General features: G+C 71.2%; 26 protein-coding genes. 16 read left to right on the top strand and 10 right to left on the bottom strand.

Annotation, left to right across the window (positions count from 1 at the left end; genetic code table 11):
- Positions 1-2,988: DEAD/DEAH box helicase (locus ADK67_RS15550; protein WP_442974141.1), on the top strand; the 2,988-nt coding region annotated here is incomplete at its 5' end.
- A complete protein-coding gene (locus ADK67_RS15545; RefSeq protein ID WP_053717143.1) occupies positions 2,981-3,793 on the top strand; it encodes an SWIM zinc finger family protein in 813 nt (270 codons plus the stop codon). The genes ADK67_RS15550 and ADK67_RS15545, both read left to right, overlap by 8 nt.
- Here the strand turns inward: ADK67_RS15545 and ADK67_RS15540 are convergent.
- Both ADK67_RS15540 and ADK67_RS15535 read right to left on the bottom strand, forming a co-directional pair.
- Positions 3,790-4,074 (bottom strand): MoaD/ThiS family protein, encoded by a 285-nt coding sequence (locus tag ADK67_RS15540; protein ID WP_053717142.1) that lies wholly within the window; start codon positions 4,072-4,074, stop codon positions 3,790-3,792. The two genes, ADK67_RS15545 and ADK67_RS15540, sit on opposite strands and share 4 nt — an antisense overlap.
- A gap of 1 nt (position 4,075) precedes the next feature.
- On the bottom strand, positions 4,076-5,140 hold the full coding sequence (locus ADK67_RS15535) for a WD40/YVTN/BNR-like repeat-containing protein (RefSeq protein WP_053717141.1): 1,065 nt from the start codon (positions 5,138-5,140) through the stop codon (positions 4,076-4,078).
- A 129-nt stretch (positions 5,141-5,269) separates the two neighbouring features.
- Between ADK67_RS15535 and ADK67_RS15530 the strand changes: the two genes are divergently transcribed.
- Entirely contained in the window at positions 5,270-6,976 is a 1,707-nt protein-coding gene (locus ADK67_RS15530; RefSeq protein ID WP_197289466.1) for an acyl-CoA dehydrogenase, read from the top strand.
- A gap of 259 nt (positions 6,977-7,235) precedes the next feature.
- A complete protein-coding gene (locus ADK67_RS15525; RefSeq protein ID WP_053717139.1) occupies positions 7,236-7,655 on the top strand; it encodes an ester cyclase in 420 nt (139 codons plus the stop codon).
- An 84-nt stretch (positions 7,656-7,739) separates the two neighbouring features.
- On the opposite strand, the gene cspE is transcribed toward ADK67_RS15525, so the two are convergent.
- Complete coding sequence (cspE, locus tag ADK67_RS15520) at positions 7,740-7,946, bottom strand: transcription antiterminator/RNA stability regulator CspE (RefSeq protein ID WP_053717138.1); 207 nt, start codon at positions 7,944-7,946, stop codon at positions 7,740-7,742.
- Positions 7,947-8,191: 245 nt separating this feature from the next.
- Here cspE and ADK67_RS15515 point away from each other — a divergent pair, with 245 nt between their 5' ends.
- Together ADK67_RS15515 and ADK67_RS15510 are read left to right on the top strand one after the other, a co-directional pair.
- Entirely contained in the window at positions 8,192-8,524 is a 333-nt protein-coding gene (locus ADK67_RS15515; protein ID WP_053717137.1) for a hypothetical protein, read from the top strand.
- A gap of 23 nt (positions 8,525-8,547) precedes the next feature.
- The gene (locus tag ADK67_RS15510) at positions 8,548-9,270 is read left to right on the top strand and encodes a hypothetical protein (protein WP_231648199.1); all 723 of its coding nucleotides are present in this window, start codon (positions 8,548-8,550) and stop codon (positions 9,268-9,270) included.
- Here ADK67_RS15510 and ADK67_RS15505 read toward each other — a convergent pair.
- Positions 9,267-9,704 carry a pyridoxamine 5'-phosphate oxidase family protein gene (locus ADK67_RS15505; protein WP_053717135.1) on the bottom strand — a complete coding sequence of 146 codons (438 nt, stop codon included), beginning with the start codon at positions 9,702-9,704 and terminating at the stop codon, positions 9,267-9,269. The two genes, ADK67_RS15510 and ADK67_RS15505, sit on opposite strands and share 4 nt — an antisense overlap.
- 5 nt (positions 9,705-9,709) lie before the next feature.
- Entirely contained in the window at positions 9,710-10,366 is a 657-nt protein-coding gene (locus ADK67_RS15500) for a DUF899 domain-containing protein (RefSeq protein ID WP_053717134.1), read from the bottom strand.
- An 82-nt stretch (positions 10,367-10,448) separates the two neighbouring features.
- Between ADK67_RS15500 and ADK67_RS15495 the strand changes: the two genes are divergently transcribed.
- A complete protein-coding gene (locus tag ADK67_RS15495; RefSeq protein ID WP_053717133.1) occupies positions 10,449-10,904 on the top strand; it encodes a winged helix-turn-helix transcriptional regulator in 456 nt (151 codons plus the stop codon).
- Here the strand turns inward: ADK67_RS15495 and ADK67_RS15490 are convergent.
- Positions 10,901-12,010, bottom strand: coding sequence for a sugar ABC transporter substrate-binding protein (locus ADK67_RS15490; RefSeq protein WP_053717132.1), 1,110 nt, complete (start codon positions 12,008-12,010; stop codon positions 10,901-10,903). The two genes, ADK67_RS15495 and ADK67_RS15490, sit on opposite strands and share 4 nt — an antisense overlap.
- A gap of 310 nt (positions 12,011-12,320) precedes the next feature.
- On the opposite strand from ADK67_RS15490, the gene ADK67_RS50940 reads away from it, so the two are divergent.
- Positions 12,321-12,482 carry a hypothetical protein gene (locus ADK67_RS50940; protein ID WP_157620420.1) on the top strand — a complete coding sequence of 54 codons (162 nt, stop codon included), beginning with the start codon at positions 12,321-12,323 and terminating at the stop codon, positions 12,480-12,482.
- Between the two features lie 68 nt (positions 12,483-12,550).
- Here the strand turns inward: ADK67_RS50940 and ADK67_RS15485 are convergent, their stop codons facing one another.
- A complete protein-coding gene (locus tag ADK67_RS15485) occupies positions 12,551-15,496 on the bottom strand; it encodes a glycine--tRNA ligase (protein ID WP_053717156.1) in 2,946 nt (981 codons plus the stop codon).
- A gap of 368 nt (positions 15,497-15,864) precedes the next feature.
- Here ADK67_RS15485 and ADK67_RS15480 point away from each other — a divergent pair, with 368 nt between their 5' ends.
- From ADK67_RS15480 to ADK67_RS15460, 5 genes are all read left to right on the top strand, one after another.
- On the top strand, positions 15,865-17,727 hold the full coding sequence (locus ADK67_RS15480; protein WP_231648197.1) for an LCP family protein: 1,863 nt from the start codon (positions 15,865-15,867) through the stop codon (positions 17,725-17,727).
- A 21-nt stretch (positions 17,728-17,748) separates the two neighbouring features.
- The gene (locus ADK67_RS15475; protein ID WP_053717131.1) at positions 17,749-18,414 is read left to right on the top strand and encodes a SanA/YdcF family protein; all 666 of its coding nucleotides are present in this window, start codon (positions 17,749-17,751) and stop codon (positions 18,412-18,414) included.
- Between the two features lie 131 nt (positions 18,415-18,545).
- Positions 18,546-19,028 (top strand): helix-turn-helix domain-containing protein, encoded by a 483-nt coding sequence (locus ADK67_RS15470; protein WP_053717130.1) that lies wholly within the window; start codon positions 18,546-18,548, stop codon positions 19,026-19,028.
- 114 nt (positions 19,029-19,142) lie between these two features.
- Positions 19,143-20,321: a MurT ligase domain-containing protein gene (locus tag ADK67_RS15465; RefSeq protein WP_053717129.1), complete on the top strand. Its 1,179-nt coding sequence runs from the start codon at positions 19,143-19,145 to the stop codon at positions 20,319-20,321.
- Positions 20,318-21,034 (top strand): type 1 glutamine amidotransferase, encoded by a 717-nt coding sequence (locus ADK67_RS15460; protein ID WP_053717128.1) that lies wholly within the window; start codon positions 20,318-20,320, stop codon positions 21,032-21,034. Before ADK67_RS15465 ends, ADK67_RS15460 begins: the two co-directional genes overlap by 4 nt.
- A 165-nt stretch (positions 21,035-21,199) precedes the next feature.
- On the opposite strand, the gene ADK67_RS15455 is transcribed toward ADK67_RS15460, so the two are convergent.
- On the bottom strand, positions 21,200-22,687 hold the full coding sequence (locus ADK67_RS15455) for a flavin-containing monooxygenase (protein ID WP_053717127.1): 1,488 nt from the start codon (positions 22,685-22,687) through the stop codon (positions 21,200-21,202).
- Positions 22,688-22,765: 78 nt separating this feature from the next.
- Here ADK67_RS15455 and ADK67_RS15450 point away from each other — a divergent pair, with 78 nt between their 5' ends.
- On the top strand, positions 22,766-23,392 hold the full coding sequence (locus tag ADK67_RS15450; protein WP_231648196.1) for a TetR/AcrR family transcriptional regulator: 627 nt from the start codon (positions 22,766-22,768) through the stop codon (positions 23,390-23,392).
- Here the strand turns inward: ADK67_RS15450 and ADK67_RS15445 are convergent.
- Complete coding sequence (locus ADK67_RS15445; protein ID WP_053717126.1) at positions 23,370-23,897, bottom strand: LPXTG cell wall anchor domain-containing protein; 528 nt, start codon at positions 23,895-23,897, stop codon at positions 23,370-23,372. The genes ADK67_RS15450 and ADK67_RS15445 overlap by 23 nt on opposite strands.
- A 237-nt stretch (positions 23,898-24,134) precedes the next feature.
- Between ADK67_RS15445 and ADK67_RS15440 the strand changes: the two genes are divergently transcribed.
- Together ADK67_RS15440 and ADK67_RS15435 are read left to right on the top strand one after the other, a co-directional pair.
- On the top strand, positions 24,135-24,395 hold the full coding sequence (locus tag ADK67_RS15440) for a hypothetical protein (RefSeq protein ID WP_053717125.1): 261 nt from the start codon (positions 24,135-24,137) through the stop codon (positions 24,393-24,395).
- 94 nt (positions 24,396-24,489) lie between these two features.
- Positions 24,490-25,104, top strand: coding sequence for a TetR/AcrR family transcriptional regulator (locus ADK67_RS15435; protein WP_053717124.1), 615 nt, complete (start codon positions 24,490-24,492; stop codon positions 25,102-25,104).
- Positions 25,105-25,111: 7 nt separating this feature from the next.
- Here the strand turns inward: ADK67_RS15435 and ADK67_RS15430 are convergent, their stop codons facing one another.
- Complete coding sequence (locus ADK67_RS15430) at positions 25,112-25,333, bottom strand: DUF3618 domain-containing protein (protein WP_053717123.1); 222 nt, start codon at positions 25,331-25,333, stop codon at positions 25,112-25,114.
- Between the last annotated feature and the right edge of the window lie 52 nt (positions 25,334-25,385).

Below are 25,385 nucleotides of genomic sequence, written 5' to 3'. Positions count from 1 at the left end.
CGGCTGCTCGCCGACCCCGACCACATCGACGTGGCCGAGCTGCTGAGCGACGGGCGCATCGGGCTGTTCGTGTTGGTGTTGCACGCGTTGGGCGTGGGTGGCGGGCGGGTTGGGGTTTGGGCTGAGGATTCGCTCTTGCCGGAGCGGGTTGGTGGGCGGTTGCCCCGGCACGCGGTGGGGCATCCGTTCGCGGTTGGTGGGGAGGCGCTGGCGGCGTTGGTCGGTGGGGTGGTTGGCGGGGAGGTTTCCGTTCGGTTGCCGTCCTATGCCGGTGGGCCGGTCGGGTCGCCCGAGTTGGTGCGGGAGGCCGTCGGTGGGCGGCGTGGGGCTCTGCGGTGGCGGGAGTGGTTGGTGCCGGTCGTGTGGGTTCAGGCGTTGCCCGAGTCGCTGCCGCCGGACTGTCGGGGCGGGGCTTCGTGGAAGTTCCTGAACGACGTCCTCGCGTTCGGGCGGGACCTGGTTCGGCGGGGGCGGGTCCTGCCTTCGCTGGACGGGGACGGGTGTGCTCGGTGGCGGGCCGCGCTGTCCGGGGTGGACTCGTTGCGCTTCGCCGCGTTGCGGGCGAGTGCGCCGCCGTCGTTCCGGGGCACCGACGGGCCTGGCGACTTGGCCGAGGAGGTGTTGGACCGCGCGGTCGACCGTCAGGTCAGGGTGGCGTTGCGGGGTGCGCGGCCGGGTGGGGACGGGATGGTCGGGCAGTGGCTGGACGCGTTGGTGGACGAGCCGCGCGTGGTCGGTGAAGTGGGTGCGTTGCGGGCCAAGGTGGCGGCGTGGCGGGCCAACGGGTTGCAGCAGAGTCCTGTTCGGACCTGCTTCCGGCTCAGCTCGCCCGACCAGGGCGGCGCGCTGAAGGACGGGTGGCGGGTCGAGTTCCTGCTCCAGGCCGTGGACGAGCCCAGCGTCGTCGTGACGGCGGAACAGTTGTGGCACAAGCAGGACGCGGTGTTGCGGCGGTGGGTCGGCCGGCCTGAGGACGTGTTGCTGGGCGACCTGGGGCGGGCCGGCCGGCTCTACCCGGCGTTGGACCGGGCGCTCTCCGCCCGCCGGCCGGTGGAGCTGGCACTGGACGTCGAAGGCGCGTACGACTTCCTCCAGCACGCGGCGGTGTTGGCGGAGGCCGGGTTCGGCGTGATGCTGCCGTCGTGGTGGCGTCAGCCGCACCGGCTCGGGCTCCGGCTCACGGCCACCAGTCGCGGCACGGCGGGGCAGGTGGCGAAGGAGAGCGAACTCGGGCTGAAGGTCCTGGTCGACTACCAGTGGGAACTGGCCGTCGGCGACGAGCGGTTGACCGAGGCCGAGTTGCAGTCCCTCGCCGAGGCCAAGGTGCCGCTGGTCCGCGTCCGCGGCCAGTGGGTGCACGTCGACCCGAAACGCCTCGCCGCGGGCCTCGCCTTCCTCAAGCGCGGCGGCGGGCAGATGACGGCCGCGCAGGTCCTGCTGCACTCCGGCCTGCACCCCGAGGACGCCGACCTGCCACTCCCGCTGAACGGGGTCAGCGCCACCGGCTGGCTCGGCGACCTGCTGTCCGGCGAGGTCGAGCACCACCTGGAGCCGGTCCAGCAGCCGACAGGCCTGGTCGCCGAACTGCGGCCGTACCAGCAGCGCGGGCTGGCCTGGCTCGCGTTCCTGGACCGGCTCGGCCTCGGCGCGTGCCTGGCCGACGACATGGGCCTCGGCAAGACCGTCCAGCTACTGGCGCTCGAAGCGCACAACCGCGCGCAGGGCAAGCGGCTGCCGACGCTGCTGGTCTGCCCGATGTCGGTGGTCGGCAACTGGCAGCGCGAGGCCGCCCGCTTCACGCCCGGTCTGGAAGTGCGGGTCTACCACGGCGCGGACCGCGCCCTCGACACCGACTGCGACCTGGTCATCACCACCTACGCGGTCGTCGCGCGCGACGCGGGCAAGCTCACCGACGTGAGCTGGGACCGGGTCGTGCTGGACGAGGCGCAGAACATCAAGAACAGCTCCACCCGGCAGTCGAAGGTGGTCCGCGCGCTGCCCGCACGGCATCGCGTGGCGCTGACCGGCACGCCGGTGGAGAACCGGCTGGCCGAGCTGTGGTCGATCATGGACTTCGTCAACCCCGGCGTGCTGGGCACGATCAACACGTTCCGCGCCCGCTTCGCCGTCCCGGTCGAACGCCACCGCGACGAGGACGCCGCCGTCCGCCTGCGCCGGATCACCGGCCCGTTCGTGCTCCGCCGCCTCAAGACCGACCCGCGGATCATCACCGACCTGCCGGACAAGATCGAGGTCAAGCAGCTCTGCACGCTGACCGCCGAACAGGCCACGCTCTACCAGGCCGTGGTGGACGACATGCTGGCCAAGATCGCCGAGGCGGAGGGCGTCAAGCGCAAGGGCCTGGTCCTGGCCACGATGTCGCGCCTCAAGCAGGTCTGCAACCACCCGGCGCAGCTCCTCGGTGACGGCTCGCGCGTCGCCGGCCGCTCCGGCAAGCTCGCCCGGCTGGAGGAGGTCCTGGACGAGGCGCTGGCCGACGGCGACAAGGCGTTGTGCTTCACCCAGTTCACCGCGTTCGGCTCGCTGGTCGTACCCCACCTGGCCGCGCGCTTCGACACCGAAGTCCTCTACCTGCACGGCGGCACGCCGAAGCGGCAGCGGGACGAGATGGTGCGACGGTTCCAGGCGAAGGACGGCCCGTCGATCTTCGTGCTGTCGCTGAAGGCGGGCGGCACGGGCCTGAACCTGACCGCCGCGAACCACGTCATCCACCTCGACCGCTGGTGGAACCCGGCGGTGGAGGACCAGGCCACCGACCGGGCGTTCCGCATCGGCCAGCGCAACCACGTGCAGGTGCGCAAGTTCGTCTGCGTCGGCACGCTGGAGGAGCGGATCGACCGGATGATCGAGGAGAAGCGCGGGTTGGCGCAGCTCGTGGTCGGCGCCGGCGAGGACTGGCTGACCGAGATGTCGACCGGCGAGCTGCGGGAGCTGTTCGCCCTGTCCGGGGAGGCCGTCGGTGACTGACTGGCACGGGTACCACCCGCCGTCGCGGCCGATCCGGGTCGAGGGCGGCCTCACGTTGCGCAGCAAGCGCGGCGACATCGCGCAGACGTGGTGGTCGCGCCGGTTCCTGGAGGTGCTGGAGTCGTTCGGCATGGCCGGACGCCTCGCCCGCGGCCGCTCGTACGCGCGCACCGGTCAGGTGATGAGCCTGTCCCTGTCGACCAGCCTGGTGGTGGCGCTGGTGACCGGGACGCGCCCCGAGCCGTACCGGGCGCGGATCGGGGTGCGGAAGTTCAGCGACGAGGACTGGCGGCGCATCGAGCACGCGCTGGCCGACCGGGCGATCTTCGCGGCGAAGCTGCTGGCGGGCGAGATGCCGCCGGAGATCGAGGACGTGTTCGCCGACCTCGGCCTCACCCTGTTCCCGAGCACGATGCGCGAACTGCACATGGACTGCACGTGCCCGGACTGGGAGGTGCCGTGCAAGCACCTCGCCGCCACCTGCTACCTGCTCGCCGAGTCGTTCGACACCGACCCGTTCGAGATCCTGGCGTGGCGCGGACGGTCCCGCGAGGACCTGCTGGACCGGCTGCGGGACCTGCGCGCGCCCATCCCGGCCGAGCCGGCCGAACCGACGCCCGACCCTGAGGACTCGTTCGCGGACTTCTGGGCACGCCCGAAGGTCGCCGAGGTCGTGCCGGACGTCGCCGAGTCGACGACCAGGCGCCCGGACGCGCTGCTGGACCAGCTCGAACCGCTCGTCGTGGACGGCCGTTCGGTGACCGACGCGCTGCGCCCGCTCTACCGGCGGATCGCGAAGCCCTAGCCGCCCGCGACCGACGGCAGGATCCGCACCTCCGCGTCCGGGCCCAGCGAGGTGTCCGCGCCGGACAGCCGGCGGCACTCCTCCCCGTCCACGTAGAAGTTCACGTAGCGGCGCAGCCCGGCCCGTTCGTCGCGCAACCTGCGGTCCAGCAACGGGTACCGCGCGGCCAGGTGGTCGAGCAGCGCGCCGAGCGTGGCGGGCTCGGGCAGGTCGACCTCCAGCCTGGCCTGGTTGCCCGCCGTCTGCCGGAGCGGGCCGGGGATCAGCACGAGCACCCGCACGTCAGACCTCCGCCGCCCGCACGCACACCACGTCGGGCAGGTGCTCGGCGATCCGCCGCCAGCTGTCGCCCTCGTCGGCGCTCGCGTACACCTCGCCCGACCGCGACCCGAAGTAGACGCCCGCCGGGCTCGCCGCGTCGGTGCACATCGCGTCACGCATCACGGCCGTCCAGAAGCCGTCCGGCAGCCCGTCGCGCAACGCCTCCCACGACGACCCGGCGGCCGCCGACCGGTACACCGCGCACTCGCCGCCGGGCGGGAACCGGTCGCCGTCCGCGGTCAGCGGGAAGTTGTAGACCACGTCGGGGTCGTGCGGGTGGTTGACCATGGCGAAGCCGAAGTCGGCGGGCAGGCCGTCCGCGATGGACGTCCACGTCGCCCCGGCGTCGTCGGACCGGTACACGCCGTGGTGGTTCTGCAGGAACAGCCGCTCCGGCCGGGACGGGTGCCTGCTCACCTTGTGCACGCACTGACCGAACTCGGGGTACGGGTCGGGCAGGAAGTAGGCCTTGATGCCGGTGTTGCTCGGCTCCCACGACGACCCGCCGTCGAACGTCCGGTACACGCCGCCGGTGGACATGGCCACGGTCAGCCGCAGCGGGTCGGCCGGGTCGGGCAGCACGGTGTGGATGGCCTGCCCGCCGAACCCCTCGCCCCACTGCTCGCGGTGCGGGTGCTTCCACAGGCCTTCCACCAGCGAGTACGTCCGGCCGCCGTCCTCGGAGCGGAACAACGCCGACGGCTGCGTGCCCGCGTACACGACCTCCGGGTCGGGCGTGAGCGCCAGCTGCCACACCCGTTCCAGCGAGGCGTCCGCCGGGAACGCGATCGGCGCGTGGTCCGGTTCCTCCCAGGTCGCGCCGAGGTCGTCGCTGGTCACGACGGTCGGCCCGAAGTGGGAGCTGCTCGTGCCGACCAGCAGCCGCGGCCGGTCGCGGCGGGGGTCGATCGCGATCGCGTAGACCTCGGTCATCGGGTGGTGCGGTCCGCTGAGGCTCCACGACGTGCGGTCTTCACCGGTCGCGAGCCACAGGCCCTTGCGGGTGCCGATGGCAAGCAGGTGCATGACGACTCCTCGATTGTGACGCGCAGCACACTAGCCCTATGGTCGCTGCTCCGCAGACGGCGGCGACGAGCGGAGGAGCCGGATAAGTTACCGACTGGTAGCGTGCGGCGGCGACGAAGGGAGAACCCCGTGCTGTTCGACCCGAACACCCACGACTTCGGACACCTGGACGCCGAGAGCCGCCGCCTGCTCCGCGCGACCGTCGACTGGTTCGAGGAGCGCGGCAAGCGGCGCCTGATCGCCGACGACCAGGCCAAGGTCTGGTACGCCGAGTTCCTGGACTTCGTCGCGCGCGAGAAGCTGTTCGCGACCTTCTGCACGCCCGCGTCCGAGGCCGACGGCAACCCCGACAAGCGCTGGGACGCCGCCCGCAACGCCGCGCTGAGCGAGGTCCTCGGCTTCTACGGCCTCCAGTACTGGTACGCCTGGCAGGTCAGCGTGCTGGGCCTGGGCCCCATCTGGATGAGCGACAACGCGGTGGCCCGCAAGAAGGCCGCCGAACTCCTCGACCGGGGTTCGGTGTTCGCGTTCGGGCTGTCCGAGAAGGAGCACGGGGCGGACGTCTACTCCACCGACATGGTCCTCACGCCCACCGCCACCGGCTTCACCGCGACCGGCGGGAAGTACTACATCGGCAACGGCAACGTGGCCGGGATGGTGTCGGTCTTCGGCCGGCGCGCGGACGTCGAGGGCCCCGAGGGGTACGTGTTCTTCGCCGTCGACTCGCAGCACGAGAAGTTCACGCTGGTCAAGAACGTGGTCGACTCGCAGATGTTCGTCAGCGAGTTCCACCTGGACGACTACCCGGTCACCGCGGACGACGTCCTGCACACCGGCCCCGAGGCGTTCAGCGCCGCCCTCAACACGGTCAACGTGGGCAAGTTCAACCTGTGCACGGCCTCCATCGGCATCGACGAGCACGCGTTCTACGAGGCCATCACGCACGCCCACAACCGGATCCTGTACGGCAAGCGGGTCACCGACTTCCCGCACGTGCGGCAGAACTTCGTGGACGCCTACGCCCGGCTCACCGCCATGAAGCTGTTCGCCGACCGCTCGGTGGACTACTTCCGCAGCGCCTCCCCCGAGGACCGCCGCTACCTGCTGTTCAACCCGATCACGAAGATGAAGGTCACCAGCGAGGGCGAACGGGTCATCGATCTGCTGTGGGACGTGATCGCGGCCAAGGGCTTCGAGAAGGACACCTACTTCTCGATGGCGGCCCGCGACATCCGCGCGCTGCCGAAGCTGGAGGGCACGGTCCACGTCAACCTCGCCCTCGTGCTCAAGTTCATGCCGAACTACCTGTTCCAGCCCGCCGACTACGCCGACGTCCCGACCAGGCACGACCCGGCCGACGACGAGTTCTTCTGGCGCCAGGGCCCGGCCCGCGGCCTCGGGAAGATCAGGTTCCACGACTGGGAGACCGCCTACCGCGAGCACGCGCACGTGCCCAACGTGGCCCGCTTCCACGAGCAGGCCCGTGCGCTGCGCACCCTGCTGACCACCGCCGCGCCGGACGACGAGCAGCAGCAGGACCTGGACTTCCTGCTCAACCTCGGCCACCTGTTCACGCTGGTCGTCTACGGCCAGCTGGCGCTGGAGCAGGCCCGGATCACCGACCTGGACGCCGACGTGCTGGACCAGGTGTTCGACGTCCTGGTGCGCGACTTCTCGGCCTACGCGGTCGCGCTGCACGGCAAGGCGTCGTCCACCGAGGCGCAGCAGCGGTGGGCGGTCGAGCAGGTCCGCAAGCCCGTTGTCGACCAGGCCCGCTTCGAACGCGTCTGGAGCAAGGTGGCGGCGCTGTCCGGCGCATACGAAATGCGTCCCTGAGCGATCACGGTAAGGCGGTGGTGAACACGCCGCCGCCTTACCGGCGAAGCCCCAGGTAAACGATTAAGCGCGCCCGGTAGCCGGCTCGCGCACCGGCAATCGCACCAATCACGACCACTCCGACCGGACGTCGCGCGCACTGCTGGACGGGTGAACGCGCGGCCGATCGCGGACCCCTCGGTGCGGATGCCGTCTTGACTGGTGGGTGCCCGCCCGTGTTTCGTCGTCAGCTACCGACGAACCGGAGGGAATCGCGCGCATGACCGCGTCCAAGGCACTGCGGGCCCTGCGGGAGGCGATCGTGCTGGAGCACCTGGAGTCGGAGAACGAACACGAGTTCGACACCGCCGTCGGCGCCTTCGACCACCCGCGGTGCGAGATCGTGGCGACCGGCCAGGTGTTCGACGGCCGGGCCGAGGTCACCGGCTACTACGCGCGCGTCCGCGACGCGTTCCCGGACCAGCGCAGCACGCTCGTCGAGCTGCACCACGCCGACGACGCGGTGATCGTGGAACTGGAGCTGCGGGGCACCCACCTGGGCAGTCTCCGCGGCGAGGAGCCCACGGGACGCGCCTTCCGGGTGCGCACGACGGCGTTCTTCGTGTTCGACGACGCACGGCTGGTCGGCAAGCGGATCTACGGCGGGCAGGTCGGCCAGGCTCCCGCGCTGACCACCTGAGCGACGATTCGGGCCGCCACCCCCCGCTGCTGCGAGGGGTGGCGGCCCGAAAAGATCGAGGTCCTGGTGGTGACCCCGATTAGGTCAGAGCGGTCGAACCGTCTGCGCCTGCGGGCCCTTCTGGCCCTGGCCGATCTCGAACTCCACCCGCTGGTTCTCTTCCAGGGTGCGGTAGCCGTTGCTCTGGATCTCCGAGTAGTGCACGAACACGTCGGCGCCACCGTTGTCCGGGGAGATGAAGCCGAAGCCCTTCTCCGCGTTGAACCACTTGACGGTGCCCTGAACTGCCATCTTGCTACTTCTCCTCTAACAGGTGCCGGATCGCGCTTGCGACCACCGGGTCAGCTAGGGCCCCGGCCCCTCCTGGCGAGGAAAGTTCGGCGCCCGCAACTCCGTTCCGCGAGCGTGGTGGAACACGAACACAGAAAGGTACGACCGAAGACAGTCAACCATGAGATCCCGCCGCCAGTCGAGCAGAAGAATGCGGCGAGTCGCACTGCTACCGTGGGCCAGGCCGCGATCACAGGGGGTCTCCGATGCCTGAACCGATGCTGGTCTCCATCGCCGCGTCGCTCGCCTCACGGGCCGTCGCCGGCCTGTACGAGCTGGTCCGCGCCAAGTTCGCGGACGATCCCGTCGCCACCGCGGCGCTCACCGCCGCCGAGGGCGCGTCCGAGGACTCGCCCCAGGTCAAGGCGTTGAGCGAGACGCTGGAGCGGACCGTCGAGGCCGATCCGGGCTTCGGCGCCGAACTTCGGGCCCACCACGCCGTCACGCAGACCGGCCGGGTGACCAACCAGATCTCCGGCACGGTGCACGGCAACGTCGTGCAGGCGGGGGACATCCAGGGCGGCATCAGGTTCAAGTAACCCCGCCGGGTGAAGATGGGGTGGTGTACGCGCTCCACCTGCCCCAGTCCCGGCTGCTGTTCTTCTTCCTCGGCCTGGTGGTCACCTTCGTCTTCATCCGGATCAGCGTCCGCCTGATCCGGGCGAAGGTGCGCTGGTGGCCGGGCAACTTCACGCCCGGCGGCACGCACATCCACCACGTGGTGTTCGGCACCGTCTTCATGCTGCTCGGCGGCGTGATCGGGTTGGCCGTGCCGGACGACCAGCACGGGGTGCGGGTTGCCGCAGCGGCGCTGCTCGGCGTCGGCGCGGCCCTCGTGCTGGACGAGTTCGCGCTCCTCCTGCACCTGCGCGACGTGTACTGGACGAAGGACGGCCGGCTGTCGGTGGACGCGGTGTTCCTGGCCATCGGGATGACCGGCCTGCTGCTGCTCGGCGCCCGCCCGCTGGGCTACGAGGAGTTCTACGGCGAGGGCGTGGCCGTGCGCGTGCTGATCATCCTGGTCAACCTCGGGTTCGCCATCGTGGCGCTGCTCAAGGGCAAGGTGTGGACCGGGCTGATCGGGCTGCTGGTGCCCGTGCTGCCGGAGATCGGCGCGGTGCGGCTGGCCCGGCCCGGCTCACCGTGGGCCCGCTGGCGGTACGCCGAGGGCTCGCGCAAGCTCCGCCGCGCGTACCGCCGGGAGGCCCGCATCCGGCAGCCGCTGATCCAGGTGAAGATCCGGGTGCAGGAGTTCATCTCCGGGCGGCACGACGAGGAGGCTTAGTCGTCGTCGGAGTTGCTGCACAGCCACCGCACCGGACGACCGGCGAACAGGACGAACGTGCCCGCCGGGTGGGCGATCTCCGCCTCCGCGAACGCGCGGGCGGCGTCTTCCGGCATGTACCGGCTCGCCACGGCGCACACGTCGTCCACCGACGGCGGGCGGTCGACCCGTTCCAGGACGCACTCGGCGGTCACGTACTTGTACGGGTAGGTCGCCTGCTGCACGTTCAGGCTGAACGCGCCCGCGCGTTCCAGCAGCCGGGTCTTGCGTGCCGTGCGGCCCTGCGTGCCGGTGAAGAACGTGACCAGGCCGTCCCGGTAGGCGTAGAACACCGGCACGGTCAGCGGCGGGCGGTCGGCGGCGGCGACGCCGAGCACGGCGACGTGCGGCTGGCCGAAGAACTCGTCGCGCTCGGCTTCGGTCATCTTGGGCACGGCGGTCAGACCTCGTACTCGTCGCGGAGGCGCAGCCACGCCATGGTCGGTGTCTGCGGCCGGCCCTCGGGCGAGTCCTCCCACTCCTCCTGGCGGCCGTACGGGGTCAGGTCGAGCAGGTTGAAGTCCATCCGCAGCCGGTCGACGCCGCGCGCGGTGGTGAAGTACGTGCGGAACACCTCGTCGCCGTCGCGCAGGAACACGCTCAGCCCGAAGCCGCCGCCCAGGCCCAGTTCGTCGTAGAACGCCTGGCCGGACGAGTACCACGGCACGGTCCAGCCCATCCGCTCGCGCACGGCCGCGATCTCGTCCTGCGGCGCGCGGGACATGAGGATCAACGTGGTGTCGCGGGCGTTGAGGTGGACCTGGTCGGCGAGGTTGTCGGTGAACGAGCAGCAGCCCGAGCACAGCCAGTCCTGGCCCGGCGCGAGCATGTGGTGGTAGGCGACGAGCTGCCGGCGGCCCGCGAACAGGTCCGCGAGGCCGACCACGGCGCCGTCGGGCGCGGTGAACTCGTGGTCGGTGGCCAGCCGCACCATGGGCAGCCGGCGGCGTTCGGCGGCCAGCGCGTCGAGCGCGCGGGTCAGCTCCTTCTCCTTGACCAGCAGGTCGTCGCGGGCGGCCTGCCACTCCTGCGGCGGGACAACGGTCGGTCGAGCCATCACGCACCTCCAAAGTTCCCTGAGGGAACTCACACTAACGGAGTAAGTTCCTTCAGGGAACCCTGTCGGCTAGACTCGTTCCGTGCAGCGGACCCGGTTCGGCGACATGGCCTGTTCGATCGCGCGCACCATGGACGTCATCGGCGAGCCGTGGTCCCCGCTGATCCTGCGGGACGTCTACGTGGGCATCGCCCGCTTCGACCAGCTCCAGGAAGACCTGGGCATCTCGCGCAAGGTGCTCGCCGAGCGGCTGAAGTGGCTCCTGGAGCAGGACGTGCTGGAACGGCGCGAGTACTCGGCCAAGCCGCCGCGCCACGAGTACGCGCTCACGCCGAAGGGCGTCGAGCTGGTCGAGCTGCTGATGGTGATGGTGCGCTGGGGCGACCGCTGGACGGCGGGCGAAGCCGGCCCGCCCGTGCTCTACCGCCACCACGCGTGCGGGCGGACCGCGCGCGTGGAGCTGCACTGCTCGGAGTGCGGCGAGCCGATGGGGCCGACCGACATCGACGTGCTGCCCGGCCCCGGAGCCGCCGCCTAGCCGGTCAGGATGTCCAGCTGCAGGCAGTCGTCCGCGGTGTCGCCCGCGCACAGGTCCGCGTGCTTCACCACGCCCTCGGCCACCAGCGTGCGCACGTTCTCCCGGGTGATCAGGTCCGCGCCGAGCAGCACCGACTTCACGTCCCGCTTCGCCACCAGGTCGCGGGTGTTGCCGGTGGCCAGGTCGTCCGCGCCGCTGAGGTCGCCGCGGGCCACCGCGATGGCCAGCCGCGCCGCCGCCTCGGCCTCGTCGCGGATCGGCTTGTAGACCGTCATGCACTGCTCGCCGCGCAGGATCGCGCGCAGGCCCTCCAGCGTGGCGTCCTGACCCGTCACGGGCACCTGGCCCGCGAGGCCCTTGGCCTTGAGCACCTCGATCGCCGCGCCGGCCAGCCCGTCGTTGGCCGCGACCACGCCGTCCACCGCGCCGCCGTTGGCCGACAGCATCTGCTCGAACGCGGCCTTGCCGAGCACCGGGTCCCACTTGTCGATGGCCTTGCTCTCGACCAGCTTCAACGCGCCGGTGTCGTACTTGGGGCCGAGCTTGCGGCGCTGACCGTCGAAGAACAGCGTGGCGTTGTTGTCCGTCGGCGCGCCCTGCAGCTCGATGATCCGCGCGCCCTGCCGCTCGCCGAGGCACTTGAGCAGGCCCTCGGCCTGCAACTCGCCCACGTTGAGGTTGTCGAACGACACGTAGTAGTCGGCCTGGCCGCCCAGGCTGATCCGGTCGTAGTTGATGACCGGGATGCCCGCCTCCCGCGCCTTGCGCTCGACCGCCGCGCCGCCCTCGGGGCTCAGCGGGGTCGTCATCAGCACCTTCACGCCGCGCCCGATCATCTCGTCGGCGATGCTGGCGAACTTCGCCTCGTCACCGTCCGCGTTCTCGATCAGACCCTCGATGCCCGCGAAGCTCAGCGCCTGCCGCAGCAGCGGCCGGTCCTGGTCCTCCCACCGGTCCGACGACGAGCGGTCCGGCAGGATCACGCCGACGACGGGCCTCGGCGCCCGGCTGCCCGTGGGCGGCGCGAGCGGGTCGACCGTCGTGCCGCAGCCTGCGGCGAGCAGCACGAGGAGGCCGAAGGACACGGCTCTGACTAGCCTTCGCATTCGCCAACCCCTTGCGCGGGCACATCGTCGTTGACCCCGGAAATACGGAATGTCGCGGAATTCCATCCCTCCGGGTGCGGGTTCGTCAAGACGTAGCAACCCCGCAGCTCCGAATGGTCCGCCCCATTCGGTCAGTTGACCTTCCCGGAACATCGTATCCGCAGGTCAGACCGTTACAGTCCGCACTTATCACGCTCCGCACCCGATTGGTCACGCATCCGGCAGGTGCGAAAGGGGACTCCCGTTCGGACGATTTCTGTGCGATGGTGTCGCCTGCCGAACCCTGGCCGGGTGTGTGAGGAGAAGCAGCGTGAGAATCGTCCCCGCAGCGCTGGTGGCCGCGACCGCCGCGGCACTGCTCGCCTTGGGCGCCGGGCCGGCCGCCGCCGTACAGGCCACGCCGGACCACACCGTCGCCGTCGACAGTTCGCAGATCTCGGCTCAGTCTGCCGAGGACAACCGCGACATGTAGCGACAGACGAAGGTCCCCCGCCCTCCGGTTCGCCGGAGGACGGGGACCTTCGCCGTTCGCGGGGCAGGTCAGCCCAGCGCGGTGCCCAGGGCCTGCCAGTCCAGCACCGGCGCGGCCAGGTCGCGGATCGCGGCCAGCAGCCCCAGCCTGGCCCGCCGCACGTCGGCGTCCTCCGCCATCACCAGCACCTCGTCGAAGAACGTGTTCACCGGCCCGGTGAGCCCGGTCGCGGCGGCGGTGAACGCGGCCAGCCCCGTGACGCCGGCGGGCACGTCGGCCAGGGCCTTGTGCAACGCCACCTCGGCGGGCTCCACGAGCGCCTGCGGGTCGTACTCGCTCACGGTGTCCGCGGGCACGATCCGCCGCACCCGCTGCAACGCGGCGACCAGCGCGGCGAAGTCCGGGTCGCCCGCCAGCCCGGTCAGCTCGGCCAACGTCGTGTCGGCCACCGCGGGCGCGTCGGCCAGCGGCAGCACGGCGTTGACGAACCGGTGGTCGTGCCCGGCGTCCAGCAGCTGCTGCTCGTACCGCCGCACGGCGAACTCGCGGGCCGTCTCCAGCGCCTCCGCCGACACCTCCAACTCTCGGGCGGCCAGCGCCAACGCCTTCGTCAGCGTGATGGCCTTCAGGTCCGGGAACGCCCGCAGCACGCTCACCGCGCCCAGCGCCGCCCGCCGCAACCCGAACGGGTCGGAGCTGCCGGTCGGGTTGGCCCCGATGCCGAACAGCCCGGCCAGCAGGTCGAACCGGTCGGCCAGGGACAGCAGCGCGCCGGGCGTCGACGACGGCAGCGCGTCGCCCGCCGAGCGCGGCAGCTCCATCTCGTACAGCGCGCGGGCGACCTCCGGGGTCTCCCCCGCCCGCTCGGCGTACTCGCGGGCCATCACGCCGGCGAGGCTCGACAGCTCGATCACCATCTGCGAGCCCAGGTCGAACTTGGCCAGCTCGCCCGCCCGCGCCAGGGTCTCGTCGGCCGCGCCGACTTCCTCGGCGAGCCGCCGCGCGAGCGCCGCGATCCGCCCGGCCCGGTCGGCCATCGAGCCGAGCTTGTCGGCGAACGTCAGCTTCTCCAGCCCGGCCTTCATGTCCGCCAACGGCGTGCGCAGGTCGGCCCGCCAGAAGAACGCCGCGTCCTCGTACCGGGCGCGCAGCACGGCCTCGTTGCCCGCGCGCACCAGGTCGACGTCCACCTCGCCGTTCGCCACGGCCACGAAGTGCGGCAGCAGCGTGCCGTCCTGCGCCCGCACGGGCAGGTACCGCTGGTGCTTGCGCATCACCGTGGTGAGGATCTGCGCGGGCAGCTCCAGGTAGCGCTCCTCGAACGAGCCGAGGAGCGGCGTCGGCCGCTCGACCAGGTTCGTGACCTCGTCCAGCACGCCCTCGAAGTCCACGACCCCGCCCACCGACGCGGCCAGCTCCTCGGCGCGGGCCACGATGGCGTCACGTCGCCGGCTCGCCGACGCGTCGATGCCGTGCCCGGCCAGGAACTCCAGGTAGCCGTCCGCCGTCGGCACGTCGACCTCGGGCGTGGCGGCGGTGCGGTGCACGCGCGTCTTCGGCTCGGCGGCCAGCGTCGACACCGCGACCGGCACCGGCGTCGTGCCCAGCAGGGCCAGCAGCCAGCGGATCGGGCGGGTGAACGACAGCTTCGGGTCGTTCCACTTCATGTTCTTCTCGGCGCGCAGCTCGGCCACCACCTCGCCGAGCAGCCCGCTGAGCACCTCGACCGCGCCGCGACCGGGGTCCGTGCGCACGAGGGCGACGTGCTCGACGCCGTTCTCCGTGACGCGGCCGAGCGCGTCGACGGCCACGCCCTGGCCGCGCGCGAAGCCCTGCACGGCCTTGGTCGGGTTGCCGTCGGCGTCGAACGCGGCCGACACGCGGGGACCGCGCACGGTCTTCTCCGCGTCCGGCTCGCGCGGCGCGACGTCGGGCACCAGCACCACGATCCGGCGCGGTGTGCCGTGCACCTCGACGGTTCCGTGCGCGAGCCTGGTCGCGCCCAGCTTGTCCGCCACGGCCTTGCCGACCGCCTCGACGGTCCGGGTCACCTCGGCGGGCGGCAGCTCCTCGGCGCCGATCTCGAACAGCAGCGTGCTCGGTGCCGTGACCTCGGCGAACGTGTCGGGCAGCGTGGCCGCGGCGGGCACTTCGGCCAGGCCGAGCGGGTGGCCCAGCTCCTCGCGGCGAGCCGCCCACAGCCCGGCGACCTCGCGGGCCAGGCCGCGCATCCGGCCGAACGCGCGGGCCCGCTCGGTGGTGCTGATCGCGCCCCGGGCGTCGAGCACGTTGAACGCGTGCGAGCACTTGAGCACGTAGTTGTGCGCCGGCACGGGCAGCCGCGCGTCGAGCATCCGGCGCGCCTCGGAGGCGTACTCCTCGAACAGCCGCTTGTTCGCCTCCACGTCGGCGTCGTCGAGGTAGTAGCGGCTCATCTCGTACTCGGCCTGGCCGAACGCCTCGCCGTAGGAGATGCCGGGCGCGTACGCGATGTCCTTGAAGTGGTCGACACCCTGCAGAGCCATCATGATGCGCTCGATGCCGTACGTGATCTCGACCGAGACGGGGTCGAGCGACATGCCGCCGGCCTGCTGGAAGTAGGTGAACTGGGTGATCTCCAACCCGTCCAGCCACACCTCCCAGCCCAGGCCCCACGCGCCGAGCGCGGGCGAGGCCCAGTTGTCCTCGACGAACCGCACGTCGTGCGCCCGGACGTCGATGCCCAGCGCTTCGAGGCTGCCCAGGTACAGCTCCTGGGGGTTACCCGGGTCGGGCTTGAGGATGACCTGGAACTGGGTGTGGGTCTGCAGCCGGTTCGGGTTCTCGCCGTACCGCGCGTCGTCGGGCCGAACGCTCGGTTCGACGTAGGACACGCGCCAGGGCTCCGGACCCAGCACCCTCAGCACGGTGGCGGGGTTCAACGTACCGGCGCCGACTTCGGTGTTGTACGGCTGCACGACGACGCAGCCCCGTTCGGTCCAGTACCTGGTCAGCGCGAGCAGCGCATCCTGCATGGTCAGCACGGCAGCAGTCTACGAACGCACTGCCGCCGACCTCACAATCGGGTAACCGACCTGGTCAGCCGGGCCGCGGCCCGGTATCACCACGTCCGGCGGACCGGCTGTGCGACGCTGGTGGCAACCCGGGAGGCCCGCCATGCGTCCATTGGGACGAACTCGGGTACATGGGAGGAGTGGGAGTGGACAACCGGCCGCCGAGGCCAGGCGAACCCGATGGGTTCCGCAGGCGACCTGTTCCCCCTCGGAGTCCCTCCGCAGGTCAACCGCCGCGCGGCCAGGAGCCGCCACGGCGCTCCGAGCCGGGTGGACGCCTCGACCCGCCGCCGCGGCGCGGACCCGAGCGGCCGACCGGCGAACGACGCGTGCCCGGCCCGTCCGAGGGCGACCGGCGCGTCCCCGGCCGTCCCGAGCGCCCCGAAGGCGACCGCCGCGTGCCCGGCAGGCCTGACGGCGACCGCCGCGTGCCCGGTGAGCGGCCGAAACGCCCCGTGACCGACCCGGCTTCAGGCGAACGGCCCCGGCCGAACGCGCCGCGGGACGAGCGCGCCCGTGCGGGCAGCGAGCCCGGCCGACCCAGGTCCGGCGCCGAACGGCCCCGTCCGCCGGCCGGCCGTCGTCCCGCCGAGCGTGACGCCGACGGCAGGCGCCCGGCCGAGCCCCAGCGGATCGCACCCGCGCCACGAGCCGGTCAACGCCCGCGCCCACCGGCAGGCCGCACGGGCCCGCCGCGCCGCCGCCCGCCCGCGCGCCGCACGTCCGGTGGCGCCATCTTCGGCCGCTCGCTGCTCGCGCTGTTCTCGGTCGCCGTGCTGCTGGGCACCGGCTACGCGTGGGCGAACCTCAACACGCTGCTCAGCGACATCTCCACCACCGACGTCATCAGCGACGAAGGCGGTGGCGAGAAGCCCGCCGACGGCTCGGTCGACATCCTGATGGTCGGCATGGACAGCCGCACCGACGCCAAGGGCAACCCGCTGCCCCAGGAGATCCTGAACGAGCTGCACGCGGGCGACGAGAACGACGGCGGCCTGAACACCGACACGCTGATCCTCATGCACGTGCCGAACGACGGCGGCAAGGCCGTCGCGGTGTCGTTCCCGCGCGACTCCTACGTGCAGATCGCGGGCGGCTACGGCCGGCACAAGATCAACTCCGCGTACGGCTACGGCAAGAACGACGCCATCGCCAAGCTGGAGGGCGAGGGCGTCAGCGACCCGGCGCAGCTGGAGGTCCAGTCGCGGCAGGCGGGCGCGAAGAACCTCATCGGGACCATCGAGAACCTCACCGGCGTGACCATCGACCGCTACGCCGAGATCAACCTCGTCGGGTTCTACGAGATCACCAAGGCCGTCGGCGGCGTCGACGTGTGCCTCAACCAGGCCACCCGGGACGACATGTCCGGCGCGAACTTCGCCGCCGGTCCGCAGAAGATCCAGGGCCGCGAGGCGCTGGCGTTCGTCCGGCAGCGGTACGGGCTGCTGCGCGGCGACCTCGACCGGATCGTGCGCCAGCAGGTGTTCATGGCGGGCCTGGCCAAGCAGATCCTGTCCGCCGGCACGCTGTCGGACCCGGGCAAGCTCCGGTCCCTGATCGACGCGCTGACCAAGTCCATCGTGCTCGACAAGGACTGGAACGTGCTGAGCTTCGCCACCCAGATGAAGGACCTGACCGGCGGCAACCTCAAGTTCGAGACGATCCCGACCGGCAACCCGGAGCTGCAGACGCCCGAGGACGGCATGGCGGTCGAGATCAACGAGCGCGAGGTGAAGAAGTTCTTCAAGAACCTCAACGCCGACCCGAACGCGACCGGCACCACCGCGCCCGCCGTCGACAACGCGTCGGTGACCGTCGAGGTCCGCAACGCCTCCGGTTCGCCGGGGCTGGCCGGCCGGGTGCTCCAGGCGCTCGTGGCCGAGCGGTTCACCGACGGCGGCGCCGACAACGCGTCGCCCATGGCCACCTCCGTGGTCCGCTACGGCGCGGGCGGTGAGGCGGGCGCGGCGGCCGTCGCCGATTCCCTCGGCGGGCTCGACATCGAGCAGGACGACGACATCCCGGCCGGTCACGTCCGCGTGTTCGTCGGCTCGGACTACTCCGGGCCGGGCACGCAGACGCTCGCCGGTGACCGGCTCGTCGGCCTGGACGGCGCGCGGCAGCAGCAGCCGGACACGAGCACCACCACCGAGCCGCCCATCACGGCGGACGGGGTGCGCTGCGTGAACTGATCGTCTACTCGGGGGGCAGCCGTGAGGAGCTTCATCAGACGGATCCGCTGGAAGCGGGTGCTGGTCGCGGTCGGCCTGCTGGCCGTGCTCGCGGCCACGCCGTGGGTGTGGGTGCAGACCAGCAGCGCCGCCTACCGGCACGACGCGGCGGACGTGCCGGACGCGCCCGTGGCGCTGGTCCTCGGCGCGGGCCTGACCAGGGCGGGCACGCCGACGCCGTTCCTGGCGGGCAGGCTGGACGTGGCCGCCGACCTGTACCGGCGGGGCAAGGTCGAGGTGCTGCTGGTCAGCGGCGACAACAGCCGCACCGAGTACGACGAGCCGACCGCCATGCGCACGTACCTGATCGGCCGGGGCGTGCCCGCGGACGACGTGGTGGCCGACTACGCCGGCCTGGACACGTGGGACTCGTGCACGCGGGCGAAGCGGATCTTCGGCGTCGAGCGGCTGACCGTGGTGACCCAGGAGTTCCACCTGCCCCGCGCGGTGGCGCTGTGCCGTTCGGCGGGCATCGAGGCGTTCGGCGTGGGGCACGACACGTCCGACCGGGTCTCGACCACGGCCTACGGGCACTTCCGGGAGGTGTTCGCGGCGGGCAAGGCCATGTGGGACGGCGTCGTGACGAAGCCCGACCCCCGGTTCCTCGGGCCACGGGAGACGGGCGTAACCAGCGCGTTGGAGCGTTGAAACGCTACTTTCAGTACCACTTCGTTAGCCCAATCGGGCGATAAATCGGACAACCCGCGTAAGCGATCGTCCTGTCGCGCTTTCCATCTGCGTGGGGTCTGTCGGGGCCCCGGCGGACTGGAGGATCGACGGTGCAGATCGACACAGCGGCGTACCAGCGCGTGCTCGGCGATGAGCTCCGCAGCCTTCGCAAGCAGCGCGGATGGACTCGCAAGGAGCTCAACCGGCGGCTGCAGAGCGACATCTCGCTGCAAACGCTGGCCACGTACGAACTGGGCACCCGCCAGTGCTCGGTGGTCCGATTGGTGGAGATCTGCGTCGCGCTGGGCGTGCCCGCGCACGAGGTGCTCGCCCGGGTGCACGAACGCGTGTTCGGTGACGCGCCCGCCGGACACCTCTCGGTCGACCTGGCCACGGTCGTCGCCGACCCGCGACCGCAGCTGATGCCCCTGCGGCGCTGGGCGCAGGGCAGGCTCGCCCACCTGGTGCCCGGCCAGCCGCCCGAGGTGCACCTCGACCTGCCCGCGTTGGAGTACATGGCCCAGTTGTGCCAGCTCAGCACGGTGGACCTGATCCGGACCCTGCGGGAACTGGACCACCAGCGGCCCCGGTAGCATCGGGGGATCTCCCTCCCCTGACAGATCCGGGAAGTCGGTTTGCCGAACACTCCAGGTGCAGACCCAGCCCGCCTGCCGCTGCGCACCGCGGCGGCCGTGCGACTGGGCAACATGAGTTCCAAGCTGTCGCAGAAGATGGGCCTGGGCGCGGGCGGCATGATCGGCGGCCGGGTCGCGCTGAAGCTCGACCCGCAGGCGCTGGCGCACTTGACGTCCGGTCGCCAGGTCGCGCTGGTGACCGGCACCAACGGCAAGACCACCAGCACGATGATGCTCAGCCGGGCCGTGTCGTTCCTGGGCGAGGTCGCCACCAACCACGGCGGCGCGAACATGCCCGACGGGCACGTGACCGCGCTGTCCAAGCAGCCCGACGCGCCGTACGCGGTGCTGGAGGTCGACGAGGGCTACTTCCCCGAGGTCGTGCGGGCCGCGTCGCCCGCGGTGGCCGTGCTGCTGAACCTCAGCCGCGACCAGCTCGACCGGGTGGGCGAGGTGCGCACCATCGAGAAGTCGCTGCGCACGGCGCTGGCCTCGGTGACCGGGGTCGTGGTGGCCAACTGCGACGACATCATGGTGACGTCCGCGGCCCGTGACTCGGCGAACGTGGTGTGGGTCGCCACCGGCACGGGCTGGCACAACGACGCCGCCTCGTGCCCGCGCTGCGGCGACCCGATCCGCTGGGAGGGCGAGCACTGGCACTGCACCGGGTGCGACCTGGCCCGGCCGCGGCCCCAGTGGGTGACCGGCGACGGGTACCTGGTCGCGCCGAACGGCGTGAAGGTGGAGCTGTCGCTGCGGCTGCCCGGCAAGTTCAACCAGGCGAACGCGGTGATGGCCACGGCCGCCGCCGCCGCGCTGGGCGTGCCCGTGGAGGAGGCCGTGCAGCGGTTGCGCGCGGTGTCCAACGTGGCCGGCCGGTACCGGACGATCCAGCGGTCCGGGCACCGGGCCCGGCTGCTGCTGTCGAAGAACCCGGCCGGGTGGAGCGAGACGCTGACCGTGGTGCGGGAGGCCGACCACCCCGCCGTGCTCGTGATCAACGCGCACGAGGCCGACGGGCGCGACCTGTCGTGGCTGTGGGACGTGCCGTTCGAGCGACTGCGGGGACGTCAGGTGATCGCGTCCGGCGAGCGGGCGACAGACCTGGGCGTCCGGCTGACCTACGCCGAGGTCGAGCACACGATCGTGCCGGACCCGTTGCTGGCGATCGACGCCATGCCGCCGGGGCCGGTCGAGGTGATCGCGAACTACACCGCATTCCGCGACCTGAACGCGAGGGCCGCCCAGTGAGCACCAGCAAGGTCCAGATCGCACTCGTGCTGCCCGACCTGCTCGGCACGTACGGGGACTTCGGCAACGCCGTCGTGCTGGAGAAGCGGATGACGTGGCGGGGCATCTCCGCCGAGATCGTGAACATCCGGTTCGGCGAGCCCGTGCCGGAGTCGTGCGACATCTACGTGGTCGGCGGCGGTGAGGACACGGCGCAGACGTTGGCCGTGCGGCACCTGCGCGAGCACCCCGGCATGCAGCGCGCGGCGGCCCGTGGCGCGGTGATCCTCGGCGTGTGCGCGGGGATCCAGATCTTCGGCGAGTCGTTCACCCGGGCCGACCAGGTGACGCACGCCGGCCTCGGGTTGATCGACTCGACGTCGCACGCGGGCGGCAGCCGTGCCATCGGCGAGGTGATCGCCACCCCGGCCGACGGCCTGTTCGAGGGCCTGCTGACCGGGTTCGAGAACCACCAGGGCCGCACCGTGCTGGGTCCGTCCGCCCGTCCGCTGGCGCACGTCAAGGTGGGCACGGGCAACGACGGCCGGGTGGAGGGCGCGGTGCAGGGCCGGATCCTGTGCACGTACCTGCACGGTCCCGTGCTGCCGCGCAACCCGCAGATCGCCGACCTGCTGATCGAGTGGGCCACGGGCGCCAAGCTCCGTCCCCTCGACCTGCCCGACGTGACCCGCCTGCGCGCCGAACGCGCCAAGGCCGCCGGCGTCACCGCCTGACCGTTCACCTCACCCGTTCCGAACGCAGGACACGCGCGTTCCGAACGTAGGACACGCGCGAGAGTCCTACGTTCGGAACGCGAGAGTCCTACCTTCACGTCGCGCGTGTCCTACGTTCGGAACAGGCGTGTCCTACGTTCAGAACACGTGAGTTGAACGCTCGGGTCAGGCCGGGACGCGGGCGCGGCGGGCGCGGGTCAGGGTGTAGTCCTCGGCGCGGACGGTCTTGGTGCGCATCCAGTAGCGCCAGGTGAAGCCCGGCCAGACCGTGCGGTTGATGCCCTGCGCGTCGAGGTACCAGCTCTTGCAGCCGCCCTCGGTCCACACGCCCTTGGACAGCTTCCGCTGCAACTGCCGGTTGAACCGCGCCTGGACCTCCGGCCGCACGTCCAGCTCGTCGGCCTGGTGGCGGTCCAGCAGTTCGAGGCACTGCCGCACGTACCGGATCTGCGACTCGATCATGAACACCACGGAGTTGTGGCCGAGGCCGGTGTTCGGGCCGAGCAGGAAGAAGAAGTTCGGGAAGCCCGAGACCGTGATGCCGTAGTAGGTCTCGATGCCCTTCTCGCGCCACTGCTTGGCCAGGTCGACGCCGCCCTTGCCGGTCACGTCCAGGTAGTCGAACGAGTCGACCACGTGGAACCCCGTGCCGTAGATGATCACGTCGACCTCGTGCTCGACGCCCGCGCGGTCCACCACGCTGTTCGCCCGCACCTCGGCGATGCCGTCGGTCACGAGGTCGACGTTGGGCTTGCCGAGCGCCGGGTAGTAGTCGTTGCTGATCAGCACCCGCTTGCAGCCCATGGTGTAGTCGGGCGTCAACTTCGCCCGCAACGCCTCGTCGGGCACCTGGTTGCGCATGTGCCGCTTGGCGATGTTCTGCGCGAACTCCATGATCTTCGGGTTCACGGCGAAGCCGAGCGCGCTCGACTCCCGCGTCCAGTACACGAAGTTGCGGTACAGGCGCTGGGTGAACGGCACCGCGCGGAACAGCTTCTGCTCCCACGTGTTGATGGCCCGGTCGACCTTGGGCATGATCCACGGCGGCGTGCGCTGGAACAACGTCAGCCGGTCGACCTCGTCGGCGATCCGCGGCACGAACTGGATCGCGCTCGCGCCCGTGCCGACGACGGCGACCTTCTTGCCCCGCAGGTCGTAGTCGTGGTCCCACTCGGCCGAGTGAAAAGTCTTGCCCTGGAACGCCTCGATGCCCGGCAGGGTCGGGATGTTCGGGATGTGCAGCGCGCCGACACCGGCCACCACGGACTTCGCCGTGTACGTGTCGCCGTTCTCGGTGGTGACGTGCCAGACCTTGTCGTCGGCGTCCCACCGCGCGCCACTCACCTTGCTGTCGAACCGGATGTGCTCGCGCAGGCGGTACTTCTCGGCCACCCGCTTGAGGTAGTCCCAGATCTCCGGCTGCCGGGCGAACATGCGCGACCAGCGCGGGTTCAGCTCGAACGAGAACGAGTACATGTGGGACGGGACGTCGCACGCGCAGCCGGGGTAGGAGTTGTCCCGCCAGGTGCCGCCGAGGTCGCTCGCCTTCTCCAGCACGACGAAGTCGCGCTTCCCGGTGCGCTTCAGCTCGATCGCCATGCCCAGGCCGGAGAAGCCCGTGCCGACGATCAGGACTTCGACCTCTCGGTGCATGCCCGTCTCCTCCAGATTCGCCCTACATACTCTCCAGTAGGTTACTCGAAGTAAGTTACCTCCGGTAGTCTGGACTTCGTGACCACGACCGAGCCGCGCCGCCGGCGGATGCCCAAGGCCGAGCGCAAGGCGCAGATGCTCGACATCGCCGAGGGCGTCTTCGCCGAACGCGGGTACCTGGCGGCGTCGATGGACGAGATCGCCGAACGGGTCGGAGTGTCGAAGCCGATGCTCTACGAGTACTTCGGCTCCAAGGAGGGCCTGCTCATCGGCTGCATCCACCGGGCGCGCACGGAACTGCTCGACCGCACCCAGCAGGCGATCACCGGCGCGGACGGCCCCGAGGAGATCCTGCGGCGCGGCCTGATGGCGTTCTTCGAGTTCATCGCCGAGCACAAGCAGTCGTGGGCGTTGCTGCGGCAGGAGGCGGCGATCACCGTGCCGTCGGCCGTCGAGGAGGTCGAGGGCATCCGGCGGCAGCAGACCGACCTGATCGCGGCCGTGATCGGCAGCTTCGACTCCGATGTGGACGCCGTGGAGGCCGAGGCGTTCGCCGAGATCGTGGTCGGTTCGACCGAACGGCTGGCGCTGTGGTGCGAGCGCAGGCCCGAGGTGGGGCCCGCGCTCGCGACCGCCTACGTCATGGACGTCGTGTGGCGGGGTGTGGCGAGCCGGCTCACGGTCAGGCTCGACGACGGCGGCTGAGCAGCAGCAGCACCGCGCCGGCGAGCAGCACGGCCAGGCCGCCGACGCCGGTCCACAGTGGCGCGGCGCCCGTGTCCGCCAACGCCTGGTTCGCGGACGCCACCGCGACCCGGGGAGCCGGTGGCGCACCGGCGGGCACGGTGGCGACGAACGCTCCGGTCGCCCCGGTGGTGGCTCCCGCGTTCGACGTCGAGGTGGTCGTCGCGGTCGTGGTCCCGCCGACGTCCGTGCTGGTCACGGACGTCGCGGACGTGCCGGACACGGCGGTCGTCGTGGTGGTCACGCCCGTGGAGGTGCCGGTCGACGTCCCGCCGGTCGACGGCGCCGTGGTCGTCGTGCACGTGGTGGTCGTGGTCGGCGTGTGGCACGGAGGGTCGCCGCGGTGCTTGCAGACGTCACCCCGGACCTGGTCGGCCCACCCGTCCGGCACGTGCCACGGCGGGTCGGCCGACGCCACACCCGGCGCGACCGCCAACCCCAGCGCAAGGCACACCAGAACGACCACTCGACGGCTCATCAGGACCTCTCAAACCCGGGACATTGCTCCAAATGGCCTATCGGCGGCCGGTAGCCGCGTGTTACGGCTCATGCACGGTGGGTGCACCGTATTCGAATCCCCGATCGGGTGACGACACTGGGGTTGCGCCGCCGCCCGCCGGGTGCTCACACGATCGAAGGAATGAGCCCGCACCGAAAGCCAAACGCCGGTCAGATAGGCGCAACGACCGACGGAAGGCCTGGCATGACCACACTCCCCATCACCGCGAACTACCGACGCGACGGCGACGACTGGGCGGTCACCGTGCGCGCCGCCGGCAAGGAACTCGACGCCACCGCACCAGGGCTGATCGCCGCCAGACTGGCCGCCGACCAACTGGTCGAGGAGATCGCGATCGGGCGCTCGCCGCGGGCCGTCGTGCACCTGCTGGAGGGCGACGCGCTCGCGTTCTCGGTCGCGTACCTCCACACCCGGGCGGGTCTCGTGCCACCACCGACGGGGTGAACCCGAAGCGGCGCGGCGGCCGAGAAGATGATCTGAGCCTGATTCGGGGCGCATCCGGCCTAGGATGTCCGGCCAAAGGCGACAGGAGCGCGAAATGGCCACACCGGTGTACAGCGGGGCGACTCGGACCCCGCAGCGAGGCAGACCGAGGGACGCCAGCCGGGACGACGCGTTGCGTCAGGCCGCGCTGGAGGTGATGGCCGAAGTCGGGTACCGCGCGCTGACGATGGACGCCGTCGCGGCGCGCGCCCGTGCGGGCAAGGCGACCATCTACCGGCGGTGGGAGTCCAAGCTCGACCTGGTGATCGACACCTGCACGCAGCTGGCGCAGCAGAACCTGGCCGAGCCGGACACCGGTTCGCTCGCCGGCGACCTGCGCGAGTTCCTGAGCGCGTTCGCCGCGTTCCTGTCCGGACCGGTCGGCAAGGCGGCGCAGGCGCTCGTCGGCGAGCTGCCGCACGAGCCGGAACTCGCCTCGGCGTTCCGCGGCACGTTCCTGACCGCGCAGCGGGACGTGCTGCGGCGCATCCTGGACCGCGCGGAAGAGCGCGGTGAACTCCGCCAGGACGCGCCGCGCGGCATGGCGGTCGAGATCGCGGGCGCGGCCCTGATCTACCGGTTGATGCTCACCGGAGACCCGCTGGACCTGCCGTTCGTCGACCGCGTGGTGGAACAGGTGCTGATGCCCCTCGTCGCCAAGGGGCAGTAGCGCACCTTCAGCGGAACAGCTTGCGCAGCAAGGCGAACCCGATGAGCACGGCCACCGCGATCAGCGAGTACCGGACCTTGGGTTCGTCGAGCTTCGCGCGCACGCTCTCCTTGCCGGACTCGACGAAGCGCTGGGGATTCGCCCTCGTCCCCAGCTCGTCGAGGGTCACGGCCAGCGCGTCACGAGCCTGCTCGATCTCGCGCTGGATGGTGTCGGGATCGCGGGCCACATCTCCTCCTACCTGCTCCTTGGTCACAACCGTAGTTGAGACGCGGGAACCA

Origin of the sequence: Saccharothrix sp. NRRL B-16348, assembly GCF_001280085.1 — a bacterium.
GTDB lineage: Bacteria > Actinomycetota > Actinomycetes > Mycobacteriales > Pseudonocardiaceae > Actinosynnema.
This window is presented reverse-complemented; position numbering and strand designations above follow the sequence as displayed.

Bases quoted from the DNA above. Each gene is read 5' to 3' on its own strand.
- ADK67_RS15435 (WP_053717124.1), top strand. From the start codon at position 24,490: ATGGCCACACCGGTGTACAGCGGGGCGACTCGGACCCCGCAGCGAGGC.
- ADK67_RS15500 (WP_053717134.1), bottom strand. From the start codon at position 10,366: ATGGCTCGACCGACCGTTGTCCCGCCGCAGGAGTGGCAGGCCGCCCGC.
- ADK67_RS15440 (WP_053717125.1), top strand. From the start codon at position 24,135: ATGACCACACTCCCCATCACCGCGAACTACCGACGCGACGGCGACGAC.
- ADK67_RS15525 (WP_053717139.1), top strand. From the start codon at position 7,236: ATGACCGCGTCCAAGGCACTGCGGGCCCTGCGGGAGGCGATCGTGCTG.
- ADK67_RS15535 (WP_053717141.1), bottom strand. From the start codon at position 5,140: ATGCACCTGCTTGCCATCGGCACCCGCAAGGGCCTGTGGCTCGCGACC.
- ADK67_RS15490 (WP_053717132.1), bottom strand. From the start codon at position 12,010: ATGCGAAGGCTAGTCAGAGCCGTGTCCTTCGGCCTCCTCGTGCTGCTC.
- ADK67_RS15515 (WP_053717137.1), top strand. From the start codon at position 8,192: ATGCCTGAACCGATGCTGGTCTCCATCGCCGCGTCGCTCGCCTCACGG.
- ADK67_RS15485 (WP_053717156.1), bottom strand. From the start codon at position 15,496: ATGCAGGATGCGCTGCTCGCGCTGACCAGGTACTGGACCGAACGGGGC.
- cspE (WP_053717138.1), bottom strand. From the start codon at position 7,946: ATGGCAGTTCAGGGCACCGTCAAGTGGTTCAACGCGGAGAAGGGCTTC.
- ADK67_RS15465 (WP_053717129.1), top strand. From the start codon at position 19,143: ATGAGTTCCAAGCTGTCGCAGAAGATGGGCCTGGGCGCGGGCGGCATG.
- ADK67_RS15455 (WP_053717127.1), bottom strand. From the start codon at position 22,687: ATGCACCGAGAGGTCGAAGTCCTGATCGTCGGCACGGGCTTCTCCGGC.